Annotated in this window: 16 protein-coding genes and 8 pseudogenes; 5 read left to right on the top strand and 19 right to left on the bottom strand. The window is 43.3% G+C overall.

All coding sequences use genetic code 11. The annotated features are described in order from the left end of the window. Positions 1-48: 48 nt before the first annotated feature. From minD to def, 14 genes and pseudogenes are all read right to left on the bottom strand, one after another. Positions 49-860, bottom strand: a pseudogene (minD, locus tag VZ94_RS07645) (septum site-determining protein MinD). A 10-nt stretch (positions 861-870) separates the two neighbouring features. Further along, on the bottom strand, positions 871-1,623 hold the full coding sequence (minC, locus tag VZ94_RS07640) for a septum site-determining protein MinC (RefSeq protein WP_045778779.1): 753 nt from the start codon (positions 1,621-1,623) through the stop codon (positions 871-873). A gap of 205 nt (positions 1,624-1,828) precedes the next feature. Further along, a complete protein-coding gene (gene rpsI, locus VZ94_RS07635; protein WP_045778778.1) occupies positions 1,829-2,221 on the bottom strand; it encodes a 30S ribosomal protein S9 in 393 nt (130 codons plus the stop codon). Positions 2,222-2,231: 10 nt separating this feature from the next. Continuing rightward, positions 2,232-2,662 (bottom strand): annotated as a pseudogene (gene rplM, locus VZ94_RS07630) (50S ribosomal protein L13). Positions 2,663-2,823: 161 nt separating this feature from the next. Then, on the bottom strand, positions 2,824-3,012 hold the full coding sequence (locus tag VZ94_RS07625; RefSeq protein WP_045778776.1) for a hypothetical protein: 189 nt from the start codon (positions 3,010-3,012) through the stop codon (positions 2,824-2,826). A gap of 85 nt (positions 3,013-3,097) precedes the next feature. Continuing rightward, the gene (locus tag VZ94_RS07620) at positions 3,098-3,295 is read right to left on the bottom strand and encodes a hypothetical protein (protein ID WP_045778775.1); all 198 of its coding nucleotides are present in this window, start codon (positions 3,293-3,295) and stop codon (positions 3,098-3,100) included. Beyond that, the gene (locus VZ94_RS07615; protein WP_045778774.1) at positions 3,292-3,576 is read right to left on the bottom strand and encodes a BrnT family toxin; all 285 of its coding nucleotides are present in this window, start codon (positions 3,574-3,576) and stop codon (positions 3,292-3,294) included. The genes VZ94_RS07620 and VZ94_RS07615 overlap by 4 nt, the downstream gene beginning before the upstream one ends. After that, the gene (locus tag VZ94_RS26390) at positions 3,573-3,746 is read right to left on the bottom strand and encodes a hypothetical protein (RefSeq protein WP_192828606.1); all 174 of its coding nucleotides are present in this window, start codon (positions 3,744-3,746) and stop codon (positions 3,573-3,575) included. The genes VZ94_RS07615 and VZ94_RS26390 overlap by 4 nt, the downstream gene beginning before the upstream one ends. Before the next feature lie 391 nt (positions 3,747-4,137). Continuing rightward, positions 4,138-5,501, bottom strand: a pseudogene (locus VZ94_RS33130) (sigma-54-dependent transcriptional regulator). A gap of 156 nt (positions 5,502-5,657) precedes the next feature. Then, positions 5,658-7,806, bottom strand: a pseudogene (locus VZ94_RS07600) (sensor histidine kinase). Beyond that, positions 7,788-8,336, bottom strand: a complete 549-nt coding sequence (locus VZ94_RS07595) for a DUF4390 domain-containing protein (RefSeq protein WP_045778780.1) — start codon at positions 8,334-8,336, stop codon at positions 7,788-7,790. Before VZ94_RS07595 ends, VZ94_RS07600 begins: the two are co-directional and overlap by 19 nt. A gap of 58 nt (positions 8,337-8,394) precedes the next feature. Next, entirely contained in the window at positions 8,395-9,708 is a 1,314-nt protein-coding gene (rsmB, locus tag VZ94_RS07590) for a 16S rRNA (cytosine(967)-C(5))-methyltransferase RsmB (RefSeq protein WP_045778773.1), read from the bottom strand. Next, positions 9,705-10,629 (bottom strand): annotated as a pseudogene (gene fmt, locus VZ94_RS07585) (methionyl-tRNA formyltransferase). Before fmt ends, rsmB begins: the two are co-directional and overlap by 4 nt. After that, a pseudogene (def, locus tag VZ94_RS07580) lies at positions 10,626-11,139 on the bottom strand (peptide deformylase). Before def ends, fmt begins: the two co-directional pseudogenes overlap by 4 nt. Positions 11,140-11,234: 95 nt before the next feature. On the opposite strand from def, the gene VZ94_RS07575 reads away from it, so the two are divergent. The 4 genes from VZ94_RS07575 to topA are packed head-to-tail and all read left to right on the top strand — an operon-like array spanning position 11,235 to position 16,279. Beyond that, the gene (locus VZ94_RS07575; RefSeq protein ID WP_045778772.1) at positions 11,235-12,344 is read left to right on the top strand and encodes a LysM peptidoglycan-binding domain-containing protein; all 1,110 of its coding nucleotides are present in this window, start codon (positions 11,235-11,237) and stop codon (positions 12,342-12,344) included. Beyond that, the gene (dprA, locus tag VZ94_RS07570) at positions 12,341-13,444 is read left to right on the top strand and encodes a DNA-processing protein DprA (protein WP_204369080.1); all 1,104 of its coding nucleotides are present in this window, start codon (positions 12,341-12,343) and stop codon (positions 13,442-13,444) included. The genes VZ94_RS07575 and dprA overlap by 4 nt, the downstream gene beginning before the upstream one ends. Before the next feature lie 12 nt (positions 13,445-13,456). After that, complete coding sequence (locus VZ94_RS07565; protein ID WP_045778770.1) at positions 13,457-13,924, top strand: Smg family protein; 468 nt, start codon at positions 13,457-13,459, stop codon at positions 13,922-13,924. Between the two features lie 30 nt (positions 13,925-13,954). Beyond that, positions 13,955-16,279, top strand: a complete 2,325-nt coding sequence (gene topA, locus VZ94_RS07560; protein WP_045778769.1) for a type I DNA topoisomerase — start codon at positions 13,955-13,957, stop codon at positions 16,277-16,279. A gap of 52 nt (positions 16,280-16,331) precedes the next feature. Here topA and VZ94_RS07555 read toward each other — a convergent pair. The 4 genes and pseudogenes from VZ94_RS07555 to rpoE all read right to left on the bottom strand — a co-directional run bounded on the left by VZ94_RS07555 (position 16,332) and on the right by rpoE (position 19,962). Further along, positions 16,332-17,761, bottom strand: a pseudogene (locus VZ94_RS07555) (DegQ family serine endoprotease). A gap of 43 nt (positions 17,762-17,804) precedes the next feature. Next, positions 17,805-18,770 carry a MucB/RseB C-terminal domain-containing protein gene (locus VZ94_RS07550; RefSeq protein ID WP_239649726.1) on the bottom strand — a complete coding sequence of 322 codons (966 nt, stop codon included), beginning with the start codon at positions 18,768-18,770 and terminating at the stop codon, positions 17,805-17,807. Positions 18,771-18,808: 38 nt separating this feature from the next. Beyond that, positions 18,809-19,360 (bottom strand): sigma-E factor negative regulatory protein, encoded by a 552-nt coding sequence (locus tag VZ94_RS07545; RefSeq protein WP_045778767.1) that lies wholly within the window; start codon positions 19,358-19,360, stop codon positions 18,809-18,811. Beyond that, positions 19,357-19,962, bottom strand: coding sequence for an RNA polymerase sigma factor RpoE (gene rpoE, locus VZ94_RS07540; protein ID WP_045778766.1), 606 nt, complete (start codon positions 19,960-19,962; stop codon positions 19,357-19,359). Before rpoE ends, VZ94_RS07545 begins: the two co-directional genes overlap by 4 nt. A gap of 145 nt (positions 19,963-20,107) precedes the next feature. On the opposite strand from rpoE, the pseudogene nadB reads away from it, so the two are divergent. Further along, a pseudogene (gene nadB, locus VZ94_RS07535) lies at positions 20,108-21,728 on the top strand (L-aspartate oxidase). On the opposite strand, the gene VZ94_RS07530 reads toward nadB, so the two are convergent. Next, complete coding sequence (locus VZ94_RS07530; protein WP_045778765.1) at positions 21,725-22,174, bottom strand: hypothetical protein; 450 nt, start codon at positions 22,172-22,174, stop codon at positions 21,725-21,727. The pseudogene nadB and the gene VZ94_RS07530 sit on opposite strands and share 4 nt — an antisense overlap. Between the last annotated feature and the right edge of the window lie 367 nt (positions 22,175-22,541).

Genomic DNA, 22,541 nt, shown 5'->3' with positions numbered 1-22,541 from the left:
CAGCCGCCGAACCCCCTTTCGAGCTTTTAAAATAGTCGAGCAGGCTCATTATTTGCTCCCGAATAGTTTTCCAAACAGTCCTTTCTTTTCATCAATAAACCGATGTGGACGCTCTTCGCCTAAGTAGCGAGCGATAACATCGGCGTACGCTTGGCCTGCGTCACTTTTTTTCATCTAAGATAACGGGAACGCCCGAGTTTGAAGCATTTAACACGGATTTGGATTCTGGTATGACTCCAAGCAAATGCAGCGATAATATTTCTTGCACATCGTTAACACTTAGCATCTCACCTAGTCTTACGCGTTCTGGTGAGTAACGTGTTAATAATAAATATTCTTTAATAGGTTCGGCGTTTTAGTTCTGCTCGGCGTGATTTGCTAGCCAGTAAGCCTAACATGCGGTCAGAATCCCTGACAGAGGAAACTTCAGGGTTAGTGACGATAAATGCATCGTCGGCAAAATACATGGCTAAATGTGCGCCTTTTTCTATGCCAGCCGGAGAGTCACAGATAATGTATTTAAAATCTTTGGCTAAATCTTCTAGGACTTGGCCTACTCCTTCTTGGGTGAGTGAGTCTTTATCTCGGGTTTGCGAGGCGGGCAAAATATAGAGTTGATCGCAATGTTTATCACGGATTAAGGCTTGATTAATGGCGGCTTCGCCATTAATGACATTAACAAAGTCATAAACAACACGGCGTTCACAACCCATGATTAAATCGAGATTGCGTAAGCCCACATCAAAATCGATGACGACAGTTTTATGGCCGCGTTTAGCTAGGCCCATTGCGATAGCGGCGCTGGTAGTGGTTTTACCTACCCCCCCTTTGCCGGAAGTGACGACGATTATTCTTGCCACAAGTATTCCTCTAAATAATATCAATAATCAAAGTGTGTTCTTGCAAATAGATTTGTACGGGTTTTTTTCGATAGTGTGCGACGTCTAGGTCTTCATTAACTTTATAGTGGCCAGCAATTGAAACGAGTTCGGCTTCAAGATTTAAGCAAAATATACGTGCATCAGTATTACCGAGTACGCCAGCGGAAACCCGACCTTTTAACGTATTGTAAACGTGAATATTGCCTTCAGCCATAATTTCAGCGCCTGGGCTGACTTGGGCGGTGACGATTAAATCGCCATGTGAATAAATGCGTTGTCCAGAGCGTACCGGTTGATTAATAAATAACGTTGCCGCGTTTTTATCGGGTAAGGCTTTAGCTTCGGTTTCTACTTTGGCTTTAGCGTCTTTTGCTGATTCGGCTGATTTAGCTTCGTGCAGTATGTTGTGATGTAACGAGTAGGCGGGTATTAAAAGCTCTAAGGCTTTGTTGTTTTGTTCTTTGTTGCCACCTCTAATACCTATGGGTAGCATACCTGACTTATATAAAATACCCGTCAGTTCGGCAATATCGATATTAAGCTCTTTTTTATTAATCTCTTGTACGTCAAAAACAATAGGAGAATTTTTAAAAAAATCAGGGGCTAATTGTATTTTTTGTTGTAATTGTTGATCGATAACCGCTAAGTCATTGCTATACAGGAATAAAACAGGCACGGAAAACGTGCTGCCTTTAAATTCCAGCGCCGGTGTGTGTTCTGAAGGAAGTGAGTCTATCGCCATCCGTTATCGGGGATAAGTAAACTGTGAACCAATTCTATCATTGCTATTTGAAAAAAGCATTTCTAATAACAATAGGTTAATTTCTAAAAACGGCATGGATGTGTATTATGGGCTTATCAGGTTTGTGGCAGCAGTTTAGCATAAGCCATAAAAAAAAGGGTTGCATTTACATGCAACCCTTTTGTGAATCGGTAAAACAGCTCGATTAGCGTTTTGAGTATTGAGGACGCTTTCTTGCTTTGTGTAAACCGACTTTTTTACGTTCTACTACGCGTGAATCGCGTGTGACAAAACCTGCTTTGCGTAAGGCTGGACGTAATGTTTCATCGTATTCCATCAATGCGCGGGTTAAACCTTGGCGAATAGCGCCTGCTTGACCTGACGGGCCGCCACCTTTGACGATGACGTTAATATCGAACTCACCATCTAAGTTAACACAGCCTAAGGGTTGTCTGGAAACCATTTGGTCAGTTTTGCGACCAAAATAGTCTTCAATAGATTTGTCGTTAATCGTGATTTTGCCGTTGCCTTTGGTCGCATAAACCCGAGCTACTGAGCTTTTGCGGCGACCGGTTCCATAATATTGAGCTGTTGCCATAATGTCTCGCTTATATCTCTAAAACTTTGGGTTGTTGGGCTTGATGGTCGTGGCTAGGGCCTGAATAAACTTTTAATTTTTTTAAACATCGCGCGACCTAAGGCATTTTTTAGGCAACATGCCTTTAACAGCAGTTGTTAAAATGCGGTCAGGATAAGTCTGTCTTAATTTGCCAAGGCTAACGGTTTTTAAATTGCCGATATAGCCGGTGTGGTGATGATAAAGTTTATCTTTTTCTTTGTTACCTGTGACGCCGATTTTTTCTACGTTGACAACAATTATGTAATCACCGGTATCGACATGAGGTGTGTATTCTGGTTTATGTTTACCGCGAAGACGGCGTGCTATCTCAGAAGCAAGCCGACCCAGCGTCTTGCCTTCTGCATCAACAACGTACCAATCACGCTTCACTTCGGCTGGTTTTGCACTAAAAGTTTTCATCGTTGCAGTTTTCTATAAAGGCGTAATAAAAGAGCGAGAATTCTACTAAAACGAGCTGTTATTGGCAAGTGTTTTGTTTGATTTTGTTAATAATGGGGGGAGTTCTTCGATTGCGACATAAAATTTGCCTTGTTCGGCGTTGGAAAAATCGTATGCATCTTTCATTTTGGCTTTTTCCCATCAAAACCTTGTTCGATGGCTTGCAGGGCGGCTAACGTGATGCTGTTGAGTGATGGCTGGATCTCCTCATCGACAAAAGTCACCAGTACTTTCATTCTTTTTTCAGAAGGCGGCAACTCTTCTAAAGTAACCTTGCCATTGTCGTAAATGCCGTTAATAGTGGTGTGCATGATGCTTTCCTAAAGATATTTTTCCAACATCGCCTGCCTTTTGACGATGGCGGTTAGTTCCAGTTGCCCATTGCTAGCAATGGGCTTAAATGGCAACCCGCTGGGCAATCTCAATATCTTTGCGTAACAAATCATTGACCAATGTTTGCAACCTGTCAGGACTGCACTTTTGGCTTAAAAACCTTGCCACATCTTGGTCAAGGTAAATCGGTGCTTGAATGTCTTCGATAGGCACATAAAACTTGCCTTGTTCGGCGTTGGTAAAGTCGTATTCGTCTTTCATTTTTTCACCCTCTTCAAATAGGTTGCTTTTTCATTGTGGGTTGCCTTTCTGGCGGAAATGATGCGGATTATTTCGTCAGTTCTGTAAGTATGCACCACCAGCAGAGTTTGTTCGCGTAAGTTTACACCCAACAGTAACCAACGTTCTTCATCTGCCGAATGGTCATCATCCAGCAAATTTAACGCGAACGGATCGGCAAACACATAAACAGCATCACGGAAATCAACGCCATGCTTGCGGATGTTGGTTTGGTTTTTGGATTCGTCCCATTCAAATTTCATAAATACTTATCCAGCACCGCCTGTTTTTGGGCAGGGGCTTGGTTGATGACGGTTTGGGTGGCGGCTATGGCCTGATCGATTGAATCCTTGCCATGAGTCCATAGCTCATACTCGCTAATATTGATTTCTTCATTCCAAAAAACCGCATATCCACCAGCTTCTACCTGCACATTTTTGAAAAAGCCCGAGTTTTTTTAGTGGCCAAAACCGTTTATTTTTTAGCAAAGCTGAACGTCATACCATTTTTATTCGCCATTATTAAACTCAATGGCTAAAACATGATGATTAATGGCCTTGGCTTGGAGTATTTTGGGACAGTTCATAGTAAAGGTGGCAGTTTATGAAATTCTTGTTAAAGTGGGTCGGCGCATTGTTCAGAAATTTCGCGTCTGCGGGTAGAGTCCGTGCAAAACAGTGCAGGTAGAGTGTTTTGTGTGAATTGCCAGTTTTAACTCATTGATTTTATAGAATGCCTGCAAATTAAATGTTAAAAATTTGAGTCTCAACTTATTGATTTTGTTGGTCTGCATTGTTTTGTAGGGACTACCTGCCTACAGTTGCCTAAAGTTTGATATTTAGCGAATGTAGCTTTCTATATAAATGCGTCCGTTCTATACCTACCACGGCGGATAATTTTGCTACGCTGCCGCCGGTACGTTCGAAATGGTATTCTAGGTAGGCTTTTTCAAAATGGTCACGGGCTTCTTTTAACGGTAAGTTAAAGAAAATCTGGCACCGAGGCTGATAAATTCATGTCGCTAGCGACGGTTCCTAACGCGGCTTTGACTTCATCGAGTTCTATGTCTTCCCCGACGCCTAAAATCATTAAGCGTTGCACTAGATTTTTTAATTCTCTGACGTTGCCGCGCCAAGCGTAGTTGCGTAAAAAAATTTTGCGCCGCCATGGAAAAAACGCCGGAAAGCCAATTTATCTTGATTAACAAAGAAATCTACATAAAAGCTGAGCAAGCCTGGCACATCTTCGCTGTGATTTCTAAGTGGTGGAATTTCCAACGAAACTTCGTTCAGTAAAAAGTATAAATCTTGCCGGAAGCGTCCCATTTTAACTTCTTCGTCTAACGGTATTCGGGTCGAAGCAATGACGCGGGTGTCTACGCGCACGGCTTCGCTACCACCTACGCGTAGAAAAGAGCTGGATTCGAGTGCGCTTAATAGGCGCAGTTGGGTTTCTTTATCCATGCCACCGATTTCGCCTAAGAATAATGTGCCTTTATGCGCGCGCTCTAATAGGCCGGGATACACTTTGCCCGCGCATTCTTTGCCAAAGAATTCTACTGCGGAGTTTTCAGGCGCAATGCTGCCGACAGCAACATCGACAAAAGGTCCTTCTTTGTGGGCGCTGTTGTTGTGTAAATAACGCGCATAAAGCTCTTTACCCACCCCGGCTTCACCGACGAGTAGCACTTTTGCTTCGTGTTGCGCTAGGCGTTTGAGTTGGTCTTTGATGCGGGCTACCGTGGCGCTTTTGCCTATAGGTTCTATATCGGTGGCCGCGCTAGGGCGGTGTGCTGGGTGTTCTAAGGTTGATTACTTGAGGCTAACGCACGCTCTACAATGAGCAGCAGTTTAGCCATCGATAGCGGTTTTTCCAAGAAATCAAAAGCGCCTAAGCGCGTTGCTTCAACAGCGGTTTCTACCGAACCATGGCCTGACATCATGACCACAGGGCATAGGCTTGAGTCCTCAGCTATCCATTCTTTTAGCAAGGTGATGCCGTCAGTGTCGGGCATCCATATATCTAATAAGATTAAATCGGGTTTGATGGTTTTTTTCAAATCGCGGGCGGTGCTGGCATTATCCGCCATTGCGACCTGATAGCCTTCGTCTTCGAGAATTTCGCTGACTAAGCGGCGAATCTCAGGTTCATCATCGACCACTAATAGTTGTAGTTTTGTTGAGTTCATCAGTGCTAATAAGATTATGGGTTACCAACTTAAGACAGGACAAATCATTCAGAACGCAGGACGCCGTAAATACGTCTTTTTAGGCTTGGCGGCAGCATCTCTGCTGCCAACACCTATGCTCTGAATATCCTGCCCCGCCTTACGTTGGTAGCCAGATTATGCGTGAATTGCGGGTAATTGCAGGATAAAACCTGCGCCAGTTTTACGGTTGACATCAACTCGGATAGCCCCGCCGTGTTCTTCTATGATTTTTTTTCACTATGGCAAGGCCTAAGCCAGTGCCTTTGGCTTTAGTGGTGACATAGGGTTCAAAAATTTTTTCAATGTGCTCTTCTTTAATGCCAGGGCCGTCATCGGTCAGCCAGATTTCAACAAATTCGGCGTTATTTTTTTGCATACGGTGCAAATCGATGCCAATCACGCCTTTGGATTCTATGGCTTCTAACGCGTTTTTAATTAAGTTATGCAACACTTGACGAATACTAACCGGGTCGCCATTAATCGGCAATAAGCCAGGTTCAAAATAAGTTTTAAACTCAACATCTGATTTTAATGCATACAGTGCTAAGACTTCTTGTACTAATGTGGCTAAATCAATGGCTACGGATTGTTTTTTAGACGGTTTAGCATATTCGGAAAAATCATCGACCATTTCTTTCATCGCTTCGACTTGTTGCACAATGGTTTTGGTCGAGCGTTCTAAAATCGCGGCATCTGTAGGCTCTAACTTATCGGCAAGTTTGTGTTGTAGTCGTTCAGCGGATAATTGAATTGGTGTTAAGGGATTTTTGATTTCGTGAGCTAAGCGTCTTGCGACTTCGCCCCAGGCGGCATTTTTTTGTGCTTGAATTAAGTCGGTGACGTCATCAAACACGACTACCGCACCAACGCGCAGGCCGTCTTGTGAGTACAGCGGTGTGCCGCGACATAATAATTCTTGACGACCATTATGGCCTAGAAAAGCAATGCGTTGCTCCCAAATATCGTCGGCTTGTTCAATGAGTGATTGTATTGAGACTAAAGGCTCAGCTAATTCTGTGCTGATGGCGGCGAGTTGTAACAACGTGTGACCGATGAATTGATTCACTTGAATGCGAAAAATCCGGTAAGCCGCTTGATTGGCGGTGCGTATTTTGAAGTTAACATCAAAGCTAATCACACCAGCGGTTAAGTTGGATAATATGGTTTCAAGATACGCGCGTTGGTTTTCTATTTCAAGACCGGCGAGTCTGGATTCGGTACGCGCTTTGGCAATGCGTTGGGTCATATCATTAAACGACTCGACTAAAAAACCTAAATCGTCTTGCGCGATAACCGGCAGTTGTTGGCCATAATGACCAGAAGCAACCGCTTGCGTGCCTTTTACCAAGGTTTTTACGGGTGCGATGATATGGCGTATGCTGATAAACGCGACCCAAATAGCGGCTAGCAAGCTCATTAGTAACACTAAACACAGCGCTAGCGTAAAACTGAGTTTTAATGAATGCCGTAAGAAGTTCATTTCTTGATAGCGGACAAACGCGAATTCTACCGAGTCTGCTAAATCGGCAATACGCACCGGCACCGGATAGAGCGCTTGTAAATACTGGGGCTTAGCGGTTCTTATTACAGTAATGACGCGTATCATTAATTCATTTTCGTGCACTGGAGCGAGGGCGACATAGTCTTTGTTTTGGCGTAATTGCAACCAAATATTCTCATCCGGTAAGCTGGGTAATATATCGCTAGGATTGGTACTGCTAGACGCTAAGATTTTGCCTGGGTCTGAAAACACGGCTATTTCATTAGCATCGGATAGAACGCGGAGGTTTTCAATTTCTAAGCTAAGCAATTCTGGGGCCGTTGTTTCTAACTGCGCTGCTAATTGTTGCGTTTGTTTTAAATGCCAACGCATGCGTTGATCTAAAGAAGCTTGGCTTAATTCCAACGCATCTTTCATGGCGCGGTCTATTTCAACGTTAAACCAGCTATCTATGCTTTGATGCAGAAACTGCATAGAAAAGTAAAACACAATGGAGGCTGGTGCTAATGCGAGCACGACGAACAACGACATCATGCGTATGGTGAGTTTTGAGCCAGCTTCGCGTTTTTTTAATTGACGGGTTAACGCGACGATATTGGCGCCGACTAAACCCAGTAAAATCACGGAGCCTAATGCATTTATCAGCAATAACCAGGAATAAATTTCACCTAATTCTGAGGATTCTTGTGTCGCGGAACTCATCAGTTGCAGCGACAATAGAATAAAGCCGAATAAAACGATAACGTAAGCGTTAACCGGGAAGGTTATTTTACTAGCGGCCATGTGAACCACTCGCTAGACAGCGACCATGATGGACTTAAATAGGCGACAGGCCTTAGCGGTAACGGTAAGGCCTCGCGTTCAAACTCAACTTTCAATTTGACTAAAATATCTGAAGCATTGGCAACGTCGGTTTTGATGATGGGGAAGTTATCGAGTTTAGCCATGCTCGCTAATGCTGTTGCCAAACTTGAGTAATTTTGTTGCCCTAAACTGTTTTCATTTTTAACCCGGTACATATTTAATAATGCGTGGTATTGCAAACGATAGCCTAAGTTGAGCTCGGCGATAGTTGCATCCCATAGCCATGTCCGGGGAGTTACCAGCTTGATTCGTATCGTCCAGTAGAGTGCTACGCCATTTTGTAAGGCTTCTAGCGCTTTAGGGCTAAGCGCATAATTCACTTGGGCGGATAAACAGTAATCATGGTTAATCGCCTGAATGCTGATAGCATCGATGTGGGCTTGGTAACTTTCAGCATGGCTTGTGTTGAGTGTTAGCATCCAGCATAGCAAGACGCCAAAAACCGCCATAATCTGGGCGGTAAGCGTTAATGTTAATCGTGGCTTACTACATGATAGCCCGTGTGATTTATAGCTTGCGCAGCCGAGCATAATAAAAACCATCCATGGCGCAGTCTCCGGTTAAGATTTGTCGTCCAACTGTCGTTGCTGTTCCCCAAGCTGCCTCGAATGGGCATTCTTGTGCGTCGGTGTGCTGAGCTAAGAAGGTTTGAATCTGTTGCTCATTTTCTTGTTTTAAAATAGAGCAGGTGGCGTACAGCAAAATCCCCCCTGGCGCTAGCATAGGCCATACGGTATTTAAGAGTTTTTGTTGTAAGGCAACTAAGTGAGTTATATCTTGTTCGCTACGCAATAGTTTTATATCAGGGTGTCGACGAATCACGCCTAAGGCAGAGCACGGCGCATCTAATAAAATTCTGTCAAATAACTGATTGTCCCACCAATCTGCTGGCGTTAATGCATCACCGACGATTAATCTAGCGGATGCAGATAGATTTAAGCGTTTAAGATTGGCTTCTACGCGCTGCATTCGCGCGGCATCAATATCAATAGCGACTAACTCGCTTAATTGGGGTTGTAACTCCAATATATGACTGGTTTTGCCACCAGGCGCGGCACAGACATCTAAAACTCTATGGCCACTATTGACGGTTAATAACTCAGCGGCAATTTGCGCTGCACTGTCTTGAACTGAGGCAAATCCTAAGCTGAAGCCAGGTAATTGCTCGACATTAACTGACTTATCTAGCGTGAGTGCCGAAGGACAATGCTCAACACGGCTGGCTGGTATCGTAAGTTCGGTTAATTGTGCTAGATAGTCTTGCAGCGTGGTTTTAGCCGTGTTGACTCGAATAGTCATCGGTGGCTGGCGATTATTTTCCGCTAAAATCGTTTCTGCTTGCTCAGGCCAATCATGTTGTATGCGTTCTACTAACCAGTTGGGATGGCTAAAAGCGGCTGTTTGATGGTTATCGGCCTTTTGTTCTAGCGTTTGCTGTTGGCGTAAATAGTTTCTTAATAAGGCATTTATCAGTGCTTTGGCCCAAGGTTTTTTGCGCACTGCATAAACAGTCTCGGATACGGCCGCATGAGGTTTGACTCGCATAAACTTAAGTTGATACAAACCGACTAAAGCCAGCGCTTTGAGCTCTAAATCTTTTAATGGCTTGTCCAGTAATTGATTTAAGATAAAGTCTAAGCGGTGGTAATACCGGCAAACGCCATAACACAAGGCTTGAACAAACGCGTGATCTTGTGCGGATAAGGTAAGGGACGATAACTTACTCTGCGATAAATTATCTAAGGTTGCGGTTAGTGAGTGTCCGTGTGCAAGCACTTGCGTGATAGCACGGGCAGCGATTAAGCGTGTGTTGGTAGTCAACCGAAGGTTACTCCGTCGATGTGGTGTGCGGCAAGAAAAGCATGGCTAGGTAAGCGTTTGCCGCCTGGCAGTTGCACTTCGGTCAATTTTACCAAACCTGCGCCTGTGCCTACTAATAAGCTTTTATGAGCACAACTGACTTGGCCAGGTGCTAGCGTAAGATTGGCGTCGCTGCACTCAGCTAACCAAATGCGTAGTATGTTGTTATCGTAGCGAGTTTGAGCAACTGGCCAAGGATTTAAGCCTCTAATTTTACGCACAATAAGTTCTGCTGGTTGTGTCCAATCAATATCGGCTTCGTGTTTGTCTAATTTTTCTGCGTAAGTCACCAAGGTTTCATCTTGAGGCTCTGCTATTAATTGTCCTGATTCTATCAGCGGTAATACTTTAGCTAAACCTATTGCGCCTAATTCGGCGAGCTGGTCATGAACGTCGCTAGACGTATCCGTCGGGGTAATTGTATAGCTTTCTTTGTGCAGCATAGCGCCGGCATCAAGTTTGCGCACGATTTGCATAATGGTCACCCCGGTTTCTGCATCGCCAGCCATGATGGCGCGTTGAATAGGTGCCGCACCGCGCCAGCGTGGCAATAATGAGCCATGCACATTAATACAGCCGTATTGAGGTAGGTCTAATACGCTTTGCGGCAAAATCATGCCATAAGCTACGACGATGATTAAATCGGGTTGAAACGCTTCTAGCTGTTGAAAATCGCTAGGATTAGCAAAACTGGTCGGCTGCAACACCGGAATATGGGCATTCAGCGCAACTTCTTTAACGGGGCTAATTTGTATATGTCGACCGCGCCCTGCAGGTCGGTCGGGTTGCGTATAAACGGCACAGACCTCGTGTTCAGAGTTAAGCAACAGCCGCAAACTGGGCACGGCAAAACGCCGGTGTTCCGGCAAAAATTATTTTCATGCGTGGCTTTTTTCCATCCGGTGAATTTTGTCCAATTTACTTTTAATCCGTTGGCGTTTTAACGATGAAATGTAATCGACGAATAATTTACCTTCTAAATGGTCCATTTCATGTTGAATGCAGATGGCAAGCAAGTCTTTTGCCTGTAGCTCAAAAAGGTTGGCCATTTTTATTTAACGCTTTGACGGTGATTTCTTCGCTACGCTTTACGTTTTCATAAAAACCAGGCACAGATAAACAGCCTTCTTCTGCTTCTTTACTGCCGCTAGCCGTGATAATTTCAGGATTTATGAAGCAAAGCGGTGCGTTTTTTTCTTCACTGACATCAATGACGATAACACGCAGGTGCACATTGACTTGCGTAGCGGCTAAACCTACACCTTTCGCTCGATACATGGTTTCAAACATGTCATCAATTAAACGCTTGATTTTAGCGTCAACCTCAATCACTGGAGCGGCTTTTTTGCGTAAGCGCTCATCAGGAAATTCGAGAATAGTTAGAATACTCAACAAACTCTCCACTATAATTAACAAATGCTAGAATTCTATCTGAATTCGTCTAAACTTTGAATTCATGCCGTTAAAAAGACACCGTAGGAATCATTATGGCTTTTCGTACTTTCTTTGCTTGGCTATGTTTGTTCTGCTTTAGCTTAACGTTAAATGCTGAAGAGATACAAATTAATCCAAATCATCCTGAACAATACACGGTTGTAAAAGGTGATACGTTATGGGACATCTCTGGTAAATTTCTAACCCATCCGTGGCAATGGCCCGAGCTTTGGAGTTATAACAGTCAAATTAAAAATCCGCACTTAATTTACCCAGGTGATACGGTTTATTTTTCAATTGTCAATGGCAAGCCGCAGCTTAGCTTAACGCGTGCGCCGGTGGAATTTACTGTACCTAAAGATGGGCCGTGTATTTTACACGAAGCGGAATTAACGAATGGGCGTACTTCGTTTCCAGAAGATGGCAAGTTAAAACCTTGTATTCGTGAAATGGATTTACAGCAAGCGATTAAAGTCATTCCAATGGATAAAATCGCGCAATTTTTATCGTCGCCAAGAGTCGTTGACCCAAGAGAATTAGCAGCGTCACCTTATATCGTGTCGGTCGCAGGTGAGCATGTGATTGCTGGGGTAGGCGATAAAATTTATGTGCGTTCAATATTGTCAGCCAGAAATCCTGCGTTTACTGTTTATCGGGGTGGCGATACCTTTGTGAGTCCTGAAACCGGGGAAATATTAGGCTATGAAGCTGAATATATTGCCGATGCCACGTTAATGAAACCCGGTGACCCGGCAACCATGCTGATTAAAAAATCGGCGAGCGAGTTGCGCTTAGGTGATAAAGTCATGCCAAAGCTAGAAGAAGAAATTACGCTGAATTATTTTCCCAAAGCGCCCGATAAAAAAATCAATGCTAGAATCATTAGCGTGTTAGACGGTGTTTCGCAAATTGGCACTAATAATATTGTCGTATTGGACAAGGGGCTTAGAGATGGGTTGCGTATCGGTCATGTGTTAGAAGTGTATCAAGATGGTAAAGCAATCGTTGATATTTATAGCAAAACAACGAATGAAGTAGTTAAGTTACCTAATGAACTTGCGGGTGCTGTGATGGTGTTCAGGCCTTTTGAGCGTGTTAGTTACGCATTGGTCATGAAAGCTTCGCAAGCTATTCATGTCTTAGATAGAGTCCAAACCCCCTGAGCCACGCAACCGATACCCAGGCCGACATAAAGTTCTGGTTAGCGTTATTACGCACACCAGGTGTCGGCTCTCGCACTTTTCTAAAGCTTCTTGCTACTCATTCACCCGCGCAGTTATTTGCTGAATCTGCTTCATCATTAGCTGCGCTGGGTTTAAACCCCCAAAGTATTAGCGCGATAAAAGCTCCTGATTGGCAAACCGTTGACAATGACTTAGTTTGGTTAGCACAGCCCAATCAGTTAGCGCTGACGATAAGCGATGCCGATTACCCTGAGCTACTTAAGCAAATAGCTGACCCGCCACCGGTTTTATTTGTGCGTGGTCATGCCAATGTATTATCGCTGCCGCAGCTTGCGATGGTAGGTAGTCGTAATCCTTCGGCGCTAGGCAAAGAGACTGCTTATAGCTTTGCGCGTACGTTAGCCCGCTTAGGTTTTGCAATTACGAGTGGCTTAGCGTTAGGTATCGATGCGGCGAGTCACCAAGGCGCATTAGATGGTCAAGGTGTCACGATAGCGGTAGCTGGTACAGGGCTAGACCGAGTTTATCCTGCGCAGCATAAAGACTTAGCCTTAGCGATTGTTGAGTCGGGTGCGCTAGTGTCTGAGTTTCCACCAGGAACGCTAGCGAAAGCCAATCATTTTCCGCGACGCAACCGTATTATCAGTGGCTTAAGCATAGGTTTATTAGTGGTAGAGGCTGCTAAACAAAGCGGTTCATTAATTACGGCAAGGTTAGCATTAGAACAAAATCGCGAGGTGTTTGCTATTCCAGGTTCAATTCATAATCCTTTAGCAAGAGGATGTAATGCTCTGATTCGCGAAGGTGCTAAGTTAGTTGAGACCACTAATGATATTGTTGAAGAATTAGGTCAATTTAATCAAATAGATGAAGAATTTTATAACGAATCCACGCAATCAAAGCTTGACCTGGAGCAGCAAACCATATTGAATCTAGTCATGTTCAGCCCAACTTCCATAGATACTTTAGTGCAAAATTCCGGTTTATCGGTTGAAGAGATTTCTTCGACACTACTCATTTTAGAGTTACAAGGCTATATTGAAGCGACCGCAGCTGGTTGTTATATTCGAACTAAATAAACTTAACGGCCTATGAAAGAAAATATTTTTGATGTTTTAATGTATTTGTTTGAGAACTATATGGAAGACGAGGTGGATATGTTGCCGGATAGCGATGTGATTAAGAGCGAATTAGAAGAAGCCGGATTTAACTCAGGTGAAGTCAATAAAGCGTTCGATTGGTTAGAGTCACTAAGCTGGCAGAGGGCAATCACAACCACAGTGCCGAATTCATTTCGTATTTTTAGCGTTGAGGAAAAATCTAAGCTAGATGTCGAGTGTTGCGGTTTCATTATGTTTTTAGAGCATAGCGGAATTTTATCGTCAGCGAATCGCGAGATTGTGATAGATAGAGCGATGGCATTGGAAAATGAAGAAATTTCTATTGATAAACTTAAATGGATTGTCTTAATGGTGTTATTAAGTCAACCTGATGAAGAAATTGCATTTTCCAGAATGGAAGATTTGATTTATGATTTAGTGCCTGTTTATCTTAATTAATCAGCGTGTTATTGAGTTTGGTTAAGTTGAATGAGTAAAAATCTTGTTATTGTAGAATCACCGGCAAAAGCAAAAACCATAGAAAAATATTTAGGCAAAGATTTTCAGGTTTTAGCCTCTTATGGTCATGTGCGCGATTTAGTGCCTAAAGAAGGGGCGGTTGATCCTAGCCATGATTTTGCAATGAAATATGAAGTGATTGAGCGCAATATGAAGCATGTGCAAGCTATCACTAAAGCGCTCAAGCAAGCCGATAACTTATATTTGGCAACTGACCCGGACCGAGAAGGTGAAGCGATTTCTTGGCACTTATATGAGTTGCTGAATGAAAAAAAATTGTTGAAAAACAAAGGCGTTCATAGAATTGTTTTTCATGAAATTACCAAAAAAGCGGTGACTGAAGCTATTGCTCATCCTGAGCAATTGGCCATTAATTTAATTAATGCTCAGCAAGCGCGTCGAGCTTTAGATTATCTAGTCGGGTTTAATTTATCGCCGTTATTATGGAAAAAAATTCGGCGTGGTTTATCGGCGGGGCGCGTACAAAGTCCGGCATTACGCATGATTGTTGAACGCGAATTAGCTATTGAAGCATTTAAATCACAGGAATATTGGACGATAGATGCGCTGCTCGCTGAACAAGGACAACACTTTAAAGCAAAGTTAACGCACTATAATGGCGAGAAATTAGCCCAATTTACGCTGGTAACCGAGGTTGCGGCTCATGAGGCTAGGGATGCTTTATTAGCAGCCGCTAATGGTTTTTTAACTGTTGCCAAATTAGAAAAAAAATTACAAAAGCGCCATCCAGCTCCCCCTTTTATTACCTCAACATTACAGCAAGAAGCTGCGCGTAAATTAGGTTTTACGACTAAGCGGACGATGATGGTCGCTCAACAGCTTTATGAAGGCATTGATATTGGTGGTGAAACCGAGGGTTTGATTACCTATATGCGTACCGATTCGGTTAACTTATCGGTTGATGCCGTAGAAGAGATGCGTACGCTCATCGCCGAGATCTATGGTGCACATAACGTGCCGAAAGAACCTAGAGCGTTTAAGACAAAATCGAAAAATGCCCAAGAAGCGCATGAGGCGATTAGACCCACCTCGATTAAACGGCTGCCAGCTAACATTAAGCGCTACCTTAGCGACGAGCAATTTAAACTGTATGAGTTGATTTGGAAGCGCACGATTGCCTGCCAAATGTTACACGCTACCCTAGAGCGGATTACGGTTGATTTGATTTGTGGTTCAGAGCAACATGTTTTCAGAGCAACGGGTTCAACGATTATTGACCCAGGTTTTATGACAGTTTACTTAGAAGGTAAAGACGACAGTCATGAGGGCGATGATAAGGAGAGCTTTTTACCGCTGATGCAAGAAGGCACCCGTGTGGCCTTAACGGATATTATTGCTGTGCAACATTTTACTGAGCCACCGCCACGCTATGGTGAAGCCAGTTTGGTAAAGTCGTTAGAAGAGCATGGCATAGGCCGTCCTTCGACGTATGCAACGATTATTTCGACGTTGCAAAATCGGGAATATGTGACGTTGGACAATAAGCGCTTTTATCCCACCGATGTTGGTCGTATTGTCAATAAATTTTTGACTGAGCATTTTACTAAATATGTCGATTACGACTTTACCGCAAATTTAGAAGATGATTTAGATGCGGTGTCACGCGGTGAGCGGGAATGGATTCCATTAATGCATGAGTTTTGGAATCCGTTTACTACGCTGATTCATGAAAAAGAAGAAAGCGTACAGCGTAAAGACGTTACCCAAGAAGCTATTGATGAGAAGTGCCCAGAATGCGGTAGTCCGCTGTCGATTCGTTTAGGTCGTAATGGTCGTTTTATTGGCTGCACGCGTTATCCTGATTGCTCTTATACGCGTAATTTGCATGAGGACTCGACAGCGAGTGAAGATGTCGATGTAGTTGAAGGCAGGCAATGCCCTGAATGCGCGTCACCATTAGTGATTAAGGCTGGGCGTTATGGTAAGTTTATCGGGTGTAGCGGCTATCCTAAGTGTAAATACATTGAGCCATTGGAAAAACCACAAGATACTGGTGTAACGTGTCCATCATGCCAGTCAGGCAGTTTATTAAAGCGAAAATCCAGAAATGGTAAGGTATTTTATTCGTGCTCAACCTACCCAAAATGCTCTTATGCTGTCTGGAATGCGCCGATAAAAGAAGCCTGCCCGCATTGTCATTGGCCAATCTTAACGCTTAAGACGACAAAGCGTAACGGTACAGAAAAAGCCTGTCCGCAAAAAGAATGTAGTTATGCGACGCCTTATGAAGGTGACCCTGATGATGTGCAAGGGCCAACAGCGTTATCGGTTTAAAGTGGTTTATTAAAGTCGGGGTAAAACTCTTAAGTTTTACCCCGTAAAGCTTTTATTTATCGATTTTTAACGCTAAGAAGGCTGGGTTGCCTCGACGTTGAATTAATACCGCGATGGATTTTCCCGTTGGTAAACCTTCAATAATCTTGTCGAAATCGTGCAGACTGTTCACGACTTTATTTTGTATGCGTAAAATTACATCGCCACGCATAATACCGGCTTCTTTGCCTGGGCCATTGCCGACTTCTTGAACTAACACGCCACCATGAGACAGCTCTAAGTTATCACGCTGTTCTGAGGTTAATTCTGCGACGCGAATGCCTAGTTTGTTAATTGGCTTAGCTTTTTCGTCGGCTAATGCGATTTGTTTGTCTTGTTCGGGTAATAAACCAATTTTAAAGGTAACGGTTTTTTCATCGCCTTGTCTTAATAGTTTCAAAGTACCCGTTTCATTAATAGGTGTCATACCGACTAAAGGCGGTAAATCACTTGATTTATCAATGCTATGACCATTGAATTCGATAATAATATCGCCGATTTGTAAGGCTGCTTTTTCCGCAGGGCTATTAGGCATGACTTTTGATACCAACGCGCCTTGCGGTTTTTTCATACCAAAGGACTCAGCTAATTCGCGAGTGACATCTTGAATTTGTACGCCTAACCAACCGTGATCAGCTTTACCGTGATCTTTGATTTGATCGACGATATTCATCGCGACGTCCATGGGGATAGAAAACGATAAGCCCATAAAGCCACCGGTACGACTATAGATTTGCGAGTTTATGCCTACCACTTCGCCTTTCATATTAAATAAAGGGCCACCAGAGTTACCAGGATTTATCGCAACATCGGTTTGGATAAACGGCACATAATTGCCGCCAGGTAAATTACGGCCTTTGGCACTGACAATGCCTGCTGTTACGCTTTGCTCAAAACCAAACGGCGAGCCAATCGCTAATACCCATTCGCCGACTTGCAATTCTTGTGGTGAGCCAATATGGACGCTCGGTAAATGATTGGCATCTAATTTAAGTAACGCAATATCAGTGCGGGCATCTGAGCCAATGAGTTTCGCGACAAGTTCGCGTCTATCGGTGAGCTTAACGACAATTTCGTCAGCGTCTTTGACTACATGATGATTGGTTAAGACATAACCATCATCGGAAATAATAAAGCCAGAACCTAATGATTGTGCTTCGCCTGAGCCAAAACCATCGTCGTCATCGCTACCGTCGCCACCACCATAAGGACTATCATAGAAATGTTTAAAAAACTCTTCCATTTCGGGGGGATATTCTCCGGCAATTGCTGCTGAGGCATAGGTGGCTTATTACTACGCAGCTTGGGTTTCTGCGTGGTACTAATGTTAACTACTGCGACCCCATTCGTTTTAACCATTTCAGTAAAATCAGGTAATTGCGCGTAAGTTAAGGTGGAAAAAGCATATAGCATAAATATGCCATATCTCAGGGTGTTGAGCATAAAATCTCCTTATTAATGATGAGCTTGTAGGGTTTGCTGCTTTTTATGGTTTATTAGGCGCGCGCAATGCAATACCTTCCGCAATTAATTTGACCGTTGCTGGGGGGACTTCCCCCATTACAGTTAATTCATAATCGTTGATATGGCGGCTATAAAAATGAATAGCCCCAACCGAATCCACATGTTCTTCGTCGTTACGCGCATTATTGATTTGTGGGTTAATAGGCTCCATATAAACTGATACCGAGGCGAGTCCGTCGCTTAACAGCAAGTGATCTACCGGTTGTTCTGAATTGTGCATGGGCCTACGGGTAAAAAAGACTTCTTTAAAGCCTTTAGGTATTTGCTTAAGGTAAAATCCTGCTTGTTCGGATGATTGTGCTTGTAACGCGTAAGTTTGCTGCACCGGATTGTTAGGGTCAGGTTTGTTAGCACTGACAAACGGTAAATCCGGAAACACATGTAATTCGGTAAAAACCATTTGTTCCAGAACTTCGCCCTGTTCATCATATACGGAAACTTTTAACGGCAGTAATTGCTGCTTGCTTAGCCATATTTTATGGCTATACCTAAGCGTGTCTTTAGGTTTTATCAAAATGACATGTACCGGCAGCATAGCAACATCTTCGTCAGGTAACAATTCGATTTGATAAAGTGCGTCTAAGTCATTCAGATTATCAGGTAAATCCAGTAAAAACGAGCGCTCAAAGGGTCTATAGTCAACCACAAGTTGTTCTGTTGTTTTGTAAAAACAGCTTACTTTACCCGCATCTCTAATAATTTCCCGCATAGGTGAGTTCAACGACAACAAGCGCTCTTGCTCAGCGCCTTTTTTCGCGGCATGAAAATATTTCATGGGCTCAAGTTTGCCATTTTTTAAAAACGCTACCGTCCCCTGGTAATTTAACGTTGCCATCGCATGGAGCATCTTGCTCAATAGTGCTTTGGCAGGTGAGGTCGTTTCGGTTTCTAAGTGCGCTGGTTCGGTTGCTGTTGCGGATACTGTCACTGACAGTAAAAAAACTAAGAGATAGTATTTGCCTACACTCATTTCTGATTATATGAGGTTACGCTGGTTAAAGAAGCTGCTGTATTGGTTTCGCCACTGGTGTAAACGCTATTGTTGTGGGCTTGTAAATAGTCGTTTATACGTTTGTTTAACGGTTTTTGTGACTGATTTTGGGCTAATTGCGAGGCTGTTTTATTAGTCAGTGGAGGAGCCGGCTTGCTCATGCTTAGCATTGAGGCTTGATGAGATGTAGGGGTAAGCTGTTTATCATAATGAACCACTAATACACTAAGTGCGAGTACCGATGCGGCCACGGCATACCATCGATAACGGCTAGGTGCTGATTTTTTCAGACTAGGGTTGAAGTGGTAAGGTTCTTGTTCAATTCGGGCCGAGATTTGTGCGGCAAAATCCGGTTTGACTGGAATATAGTCGCCTGTCTTAATGACTTGGCTAATTATCGCGTACTGTTGATAAGTTTGATTGAGTGCATTATCGGAATGTATCGCTTGTAGCAACTCTAAGGCTTCGGGGTCTGCCAAATCATTATCAAGAAACTGAGAAATTTTTTGATGTAACGTGTTATTCATCGAAAATCACCGTGTTCGAGCAAAGGGGTTAATTGACTATTAATGGCTTCACGTGCTCTAAAGATTCGCGACCTGACCGTACCGACTGGACAGTCCATAGCAATCGCAATTTCTTCATAACTTAAGCCATCAAATTCGCGTAACATAATAGCTGTGCGCATTTCCTCAGGTAATGCGTCAATTGTTGCCTGAATTGTTTCAACAATATCCTGGTTGACTAATAATCGTTCAGGGGTTTCTAAGCCTTGTAGTTGAGGCGCATTTTCTATCGCCTCAGCATCATCAATATCGAGTTCTGCATTAGTATTCCTGCGAACTCTGGATAGTAAATAATTTTTCGCAGTATTAATCGCGATACGATAAAGCCAGGTATAAAATGCTGATTCACCTCTAAAGCTGCCTATCGCCTTATAAGCCTTAATAAAGGTTTCTTGCGCAACATCTTGTGCTTCGCTAGGGTCTTTAAGGTATCGATTGACCAGTTGGATAATCTTATGTTGGTATTTAATGACCAATAAATCATAAGCTTTTTTGTCGCCTTGCTGTACGCGCGACACCAGCTCATCATCGAGTTGTTCATTAGTCCTGGTTTTGCTATTCACTAACGCTCTTTAATATTGTGTGGGGTAGACAGGATTAAACAAGATAAGTTCTTTAGACACAATTGTGTTATCGCTTTAAAAAGCGGTATTATCGCCAATCTATTCAAACTAAGCCACTATCGGCGATGGTACACTTTCTACTGTTATGTCATATTCTGAAAACTTTGATGCGCTTATAGTCGGCAGCGGTTGTGCCGGTCTGAGTTTAGCACTGAAACTAGCTGCATGTTCTCTTAAGGTTGCCGTTCTTTCCAAATTTGCCTTAACCGCAGGCAGCACTTATTACGCTCAAGGCGGTATTTCCGCCGTATTTGATGAGCAGGATTCGATAGAATCTCATATCGACGATACATTAGATGCCGGTGCCGGCTTATGTAACCCAGAAATTGTCAGACTGACCGTCATGCATGGCAAAAAGTTCGATTCAATGGCTAAGAGCGCAAGGCGTCGAGTTTACCGAAGAACTATCAGAATCGGGTGAAAAAGTCTTACATTTAAATCGTGAAGGCGGTCATTCACATAGGCGCATTGTACATACTGCTGATGCAACAGGCAAAGCGGTGTCGTTGTCACTGATTGATAGAGCGAAGGAACATCCCAATATAACTTTATTTGAGCATCATAATGTTGTTGAGTTGATTACCACATCAGCAACACCGGTCGGTAAAACAATTGTTGGTGCTTATGTGTTAGATACGCAACTACAAAAAGTTAAGACCATGTTGGCTAAAGTTGTTGTGTTAGCAACCGGCGGAGCGAGTAAAGTGTATTTATACAGCACTAATCCGCAATGTGCGACCGGCGATGGCATCGCGCTAGCATGGCGCGCAGGCTGCCGTGTCAGTAACATGGAGTTTATGCAATTTCATCCAACGTGTTTGTATCATCCTAAGGCGCAGTCGTTTTTAATTACTGAAGCGGTGCGAGGTGAGGGTGGCCGGTTAGTTTTGCCTGATGGGACGCCTTTTATGGCTAACTTTGATGCAAGGGCAGAGCTAGCGCCACGTGATATAGTCGCAAGAGCGATAGACCATGAAATTAAAAAACGCGGTATAGATTGTGTGTATTTAGATATTAGCCATAAACCGGAAAGCTTTATCTTGCACCACTTCCCAACAATTCATAAAAAATGTTTGAAGTTTGGGATTGATATAACTAAGCAACCAATACCGGTTGTGCCTTCTGCGCATTACACTTGCGGCGGCGTGTTAACTGATAGTTTTGCGCGTACCGATATTGCTAATTTATATGCGATAGGCGAAGTGGCGAGTACCGGTTTGCATGGTGCTAACCGTATGGCTAGTAATTCATTACTGGAATGTCTAGTATTTGCTGAGCGTGCCAGTATCGATATTTTGAACAAATTACCCAATATTCCCGTCCCTAAACCGGTCGCCGATTGGGATGAGTCACAAGTGAGTGATTCTGATGAAGAAGTGGTGGTGTCACACAACTGGGATGAGTTAAGGCATTTTATGTGGGACTATGTTGGTATTGTGCGTACCGATAAGCGCTTATATCGCGCACTAAGCCGAGTCGAGTTACTAAAATATGAAATCGCTGAATATTACAGCCATTTCCGCGTGACCAGCGACTTATTAGAGTTACGCAATTTGGTGATTGTGGCAGAATTGATAATTCGCTGTGCTTTACAGCGCAAGGAAAGTCGTGGCTTGCATTATACGCTGGACTATCCGGTTTGCGATAATAGCAGAGCGGGCGTAAACAGTGTGTTGACGCCGGATAATTGGCAAGGTATTGCTTAAAGTGAGAAGAAAATCATTGCATAGCAAACGCCAATAGTCATGACGATTAACTTGGTTTTTTCCAACATACTTAAGTTACGCCAGTAAGTGCAGATGTCGCTAAGCTTTTTATAATACCAGGCTAATAATTTAGCTTTCATCCGCAAAAACCAGGCAGGAATTTTTTTGCACAGCCGATAAAGCATATAGCCAATGATTGAAACGATAATATAAAAAACAATGATTTGGGTACTGCGCAAATCCGTTTCAAATAACAGCTCGATAACCGTATCGAGTGTCATTTCAACGCCTTCAAATAATAAATGCAATAATTCGACGAAGTATTCCCAAATTAAATGCAAAACTTCTAAAACTAGGTGTAAAACCTCGCCGGGTATGACAATCACAATTAACATACCTATCGCGGCGAGCGCTTTTGCAATTCTTTTGTAAATTGTTGAATTCATTTGTAATTATTAAAATAGATAAACGGCCCCAGGTTTATGTGATTCGAGTATAGACGATATGGTCGATGCTGTACATTCATCTAATAAGACTTTTTACTACAAGGTAGCGAGGCCTGCGATTTATGGGGAGCAACGTAAAGAATTTCAGTCCGTTTAGACAGTTATGCATGTTAGATTGCTCAGTTAACAGAGCAGCTTGCTAGTCTAAGCTTGCAAGTTTTGGCTACCCACTTAAGCCGGGACAGGTTGTTTAGAGTGAAGGACGCCGTAAATACGTCCCTGTAGGCTTGGCGGCAGCATCCCTGCTGCCGACACCTCAAGCCACAAGGACGTGGCGAATGCAGAAAACGCAGGGAGCAGTTTTTCT

The sequence above is a fragment of the Methylocucumis oryzae genome, from assembly GCF_000963695.1.
Classification (GTDB): Bacteria; Pseudomonadota; Gammaproteobacteria; order Methylococcales; family Methylomonadaceae; genus Methylovulum; species Methylovulum oryzae.
This window is presented reverse-complemented; position numbering and strand designations above follow the sequence as displayed.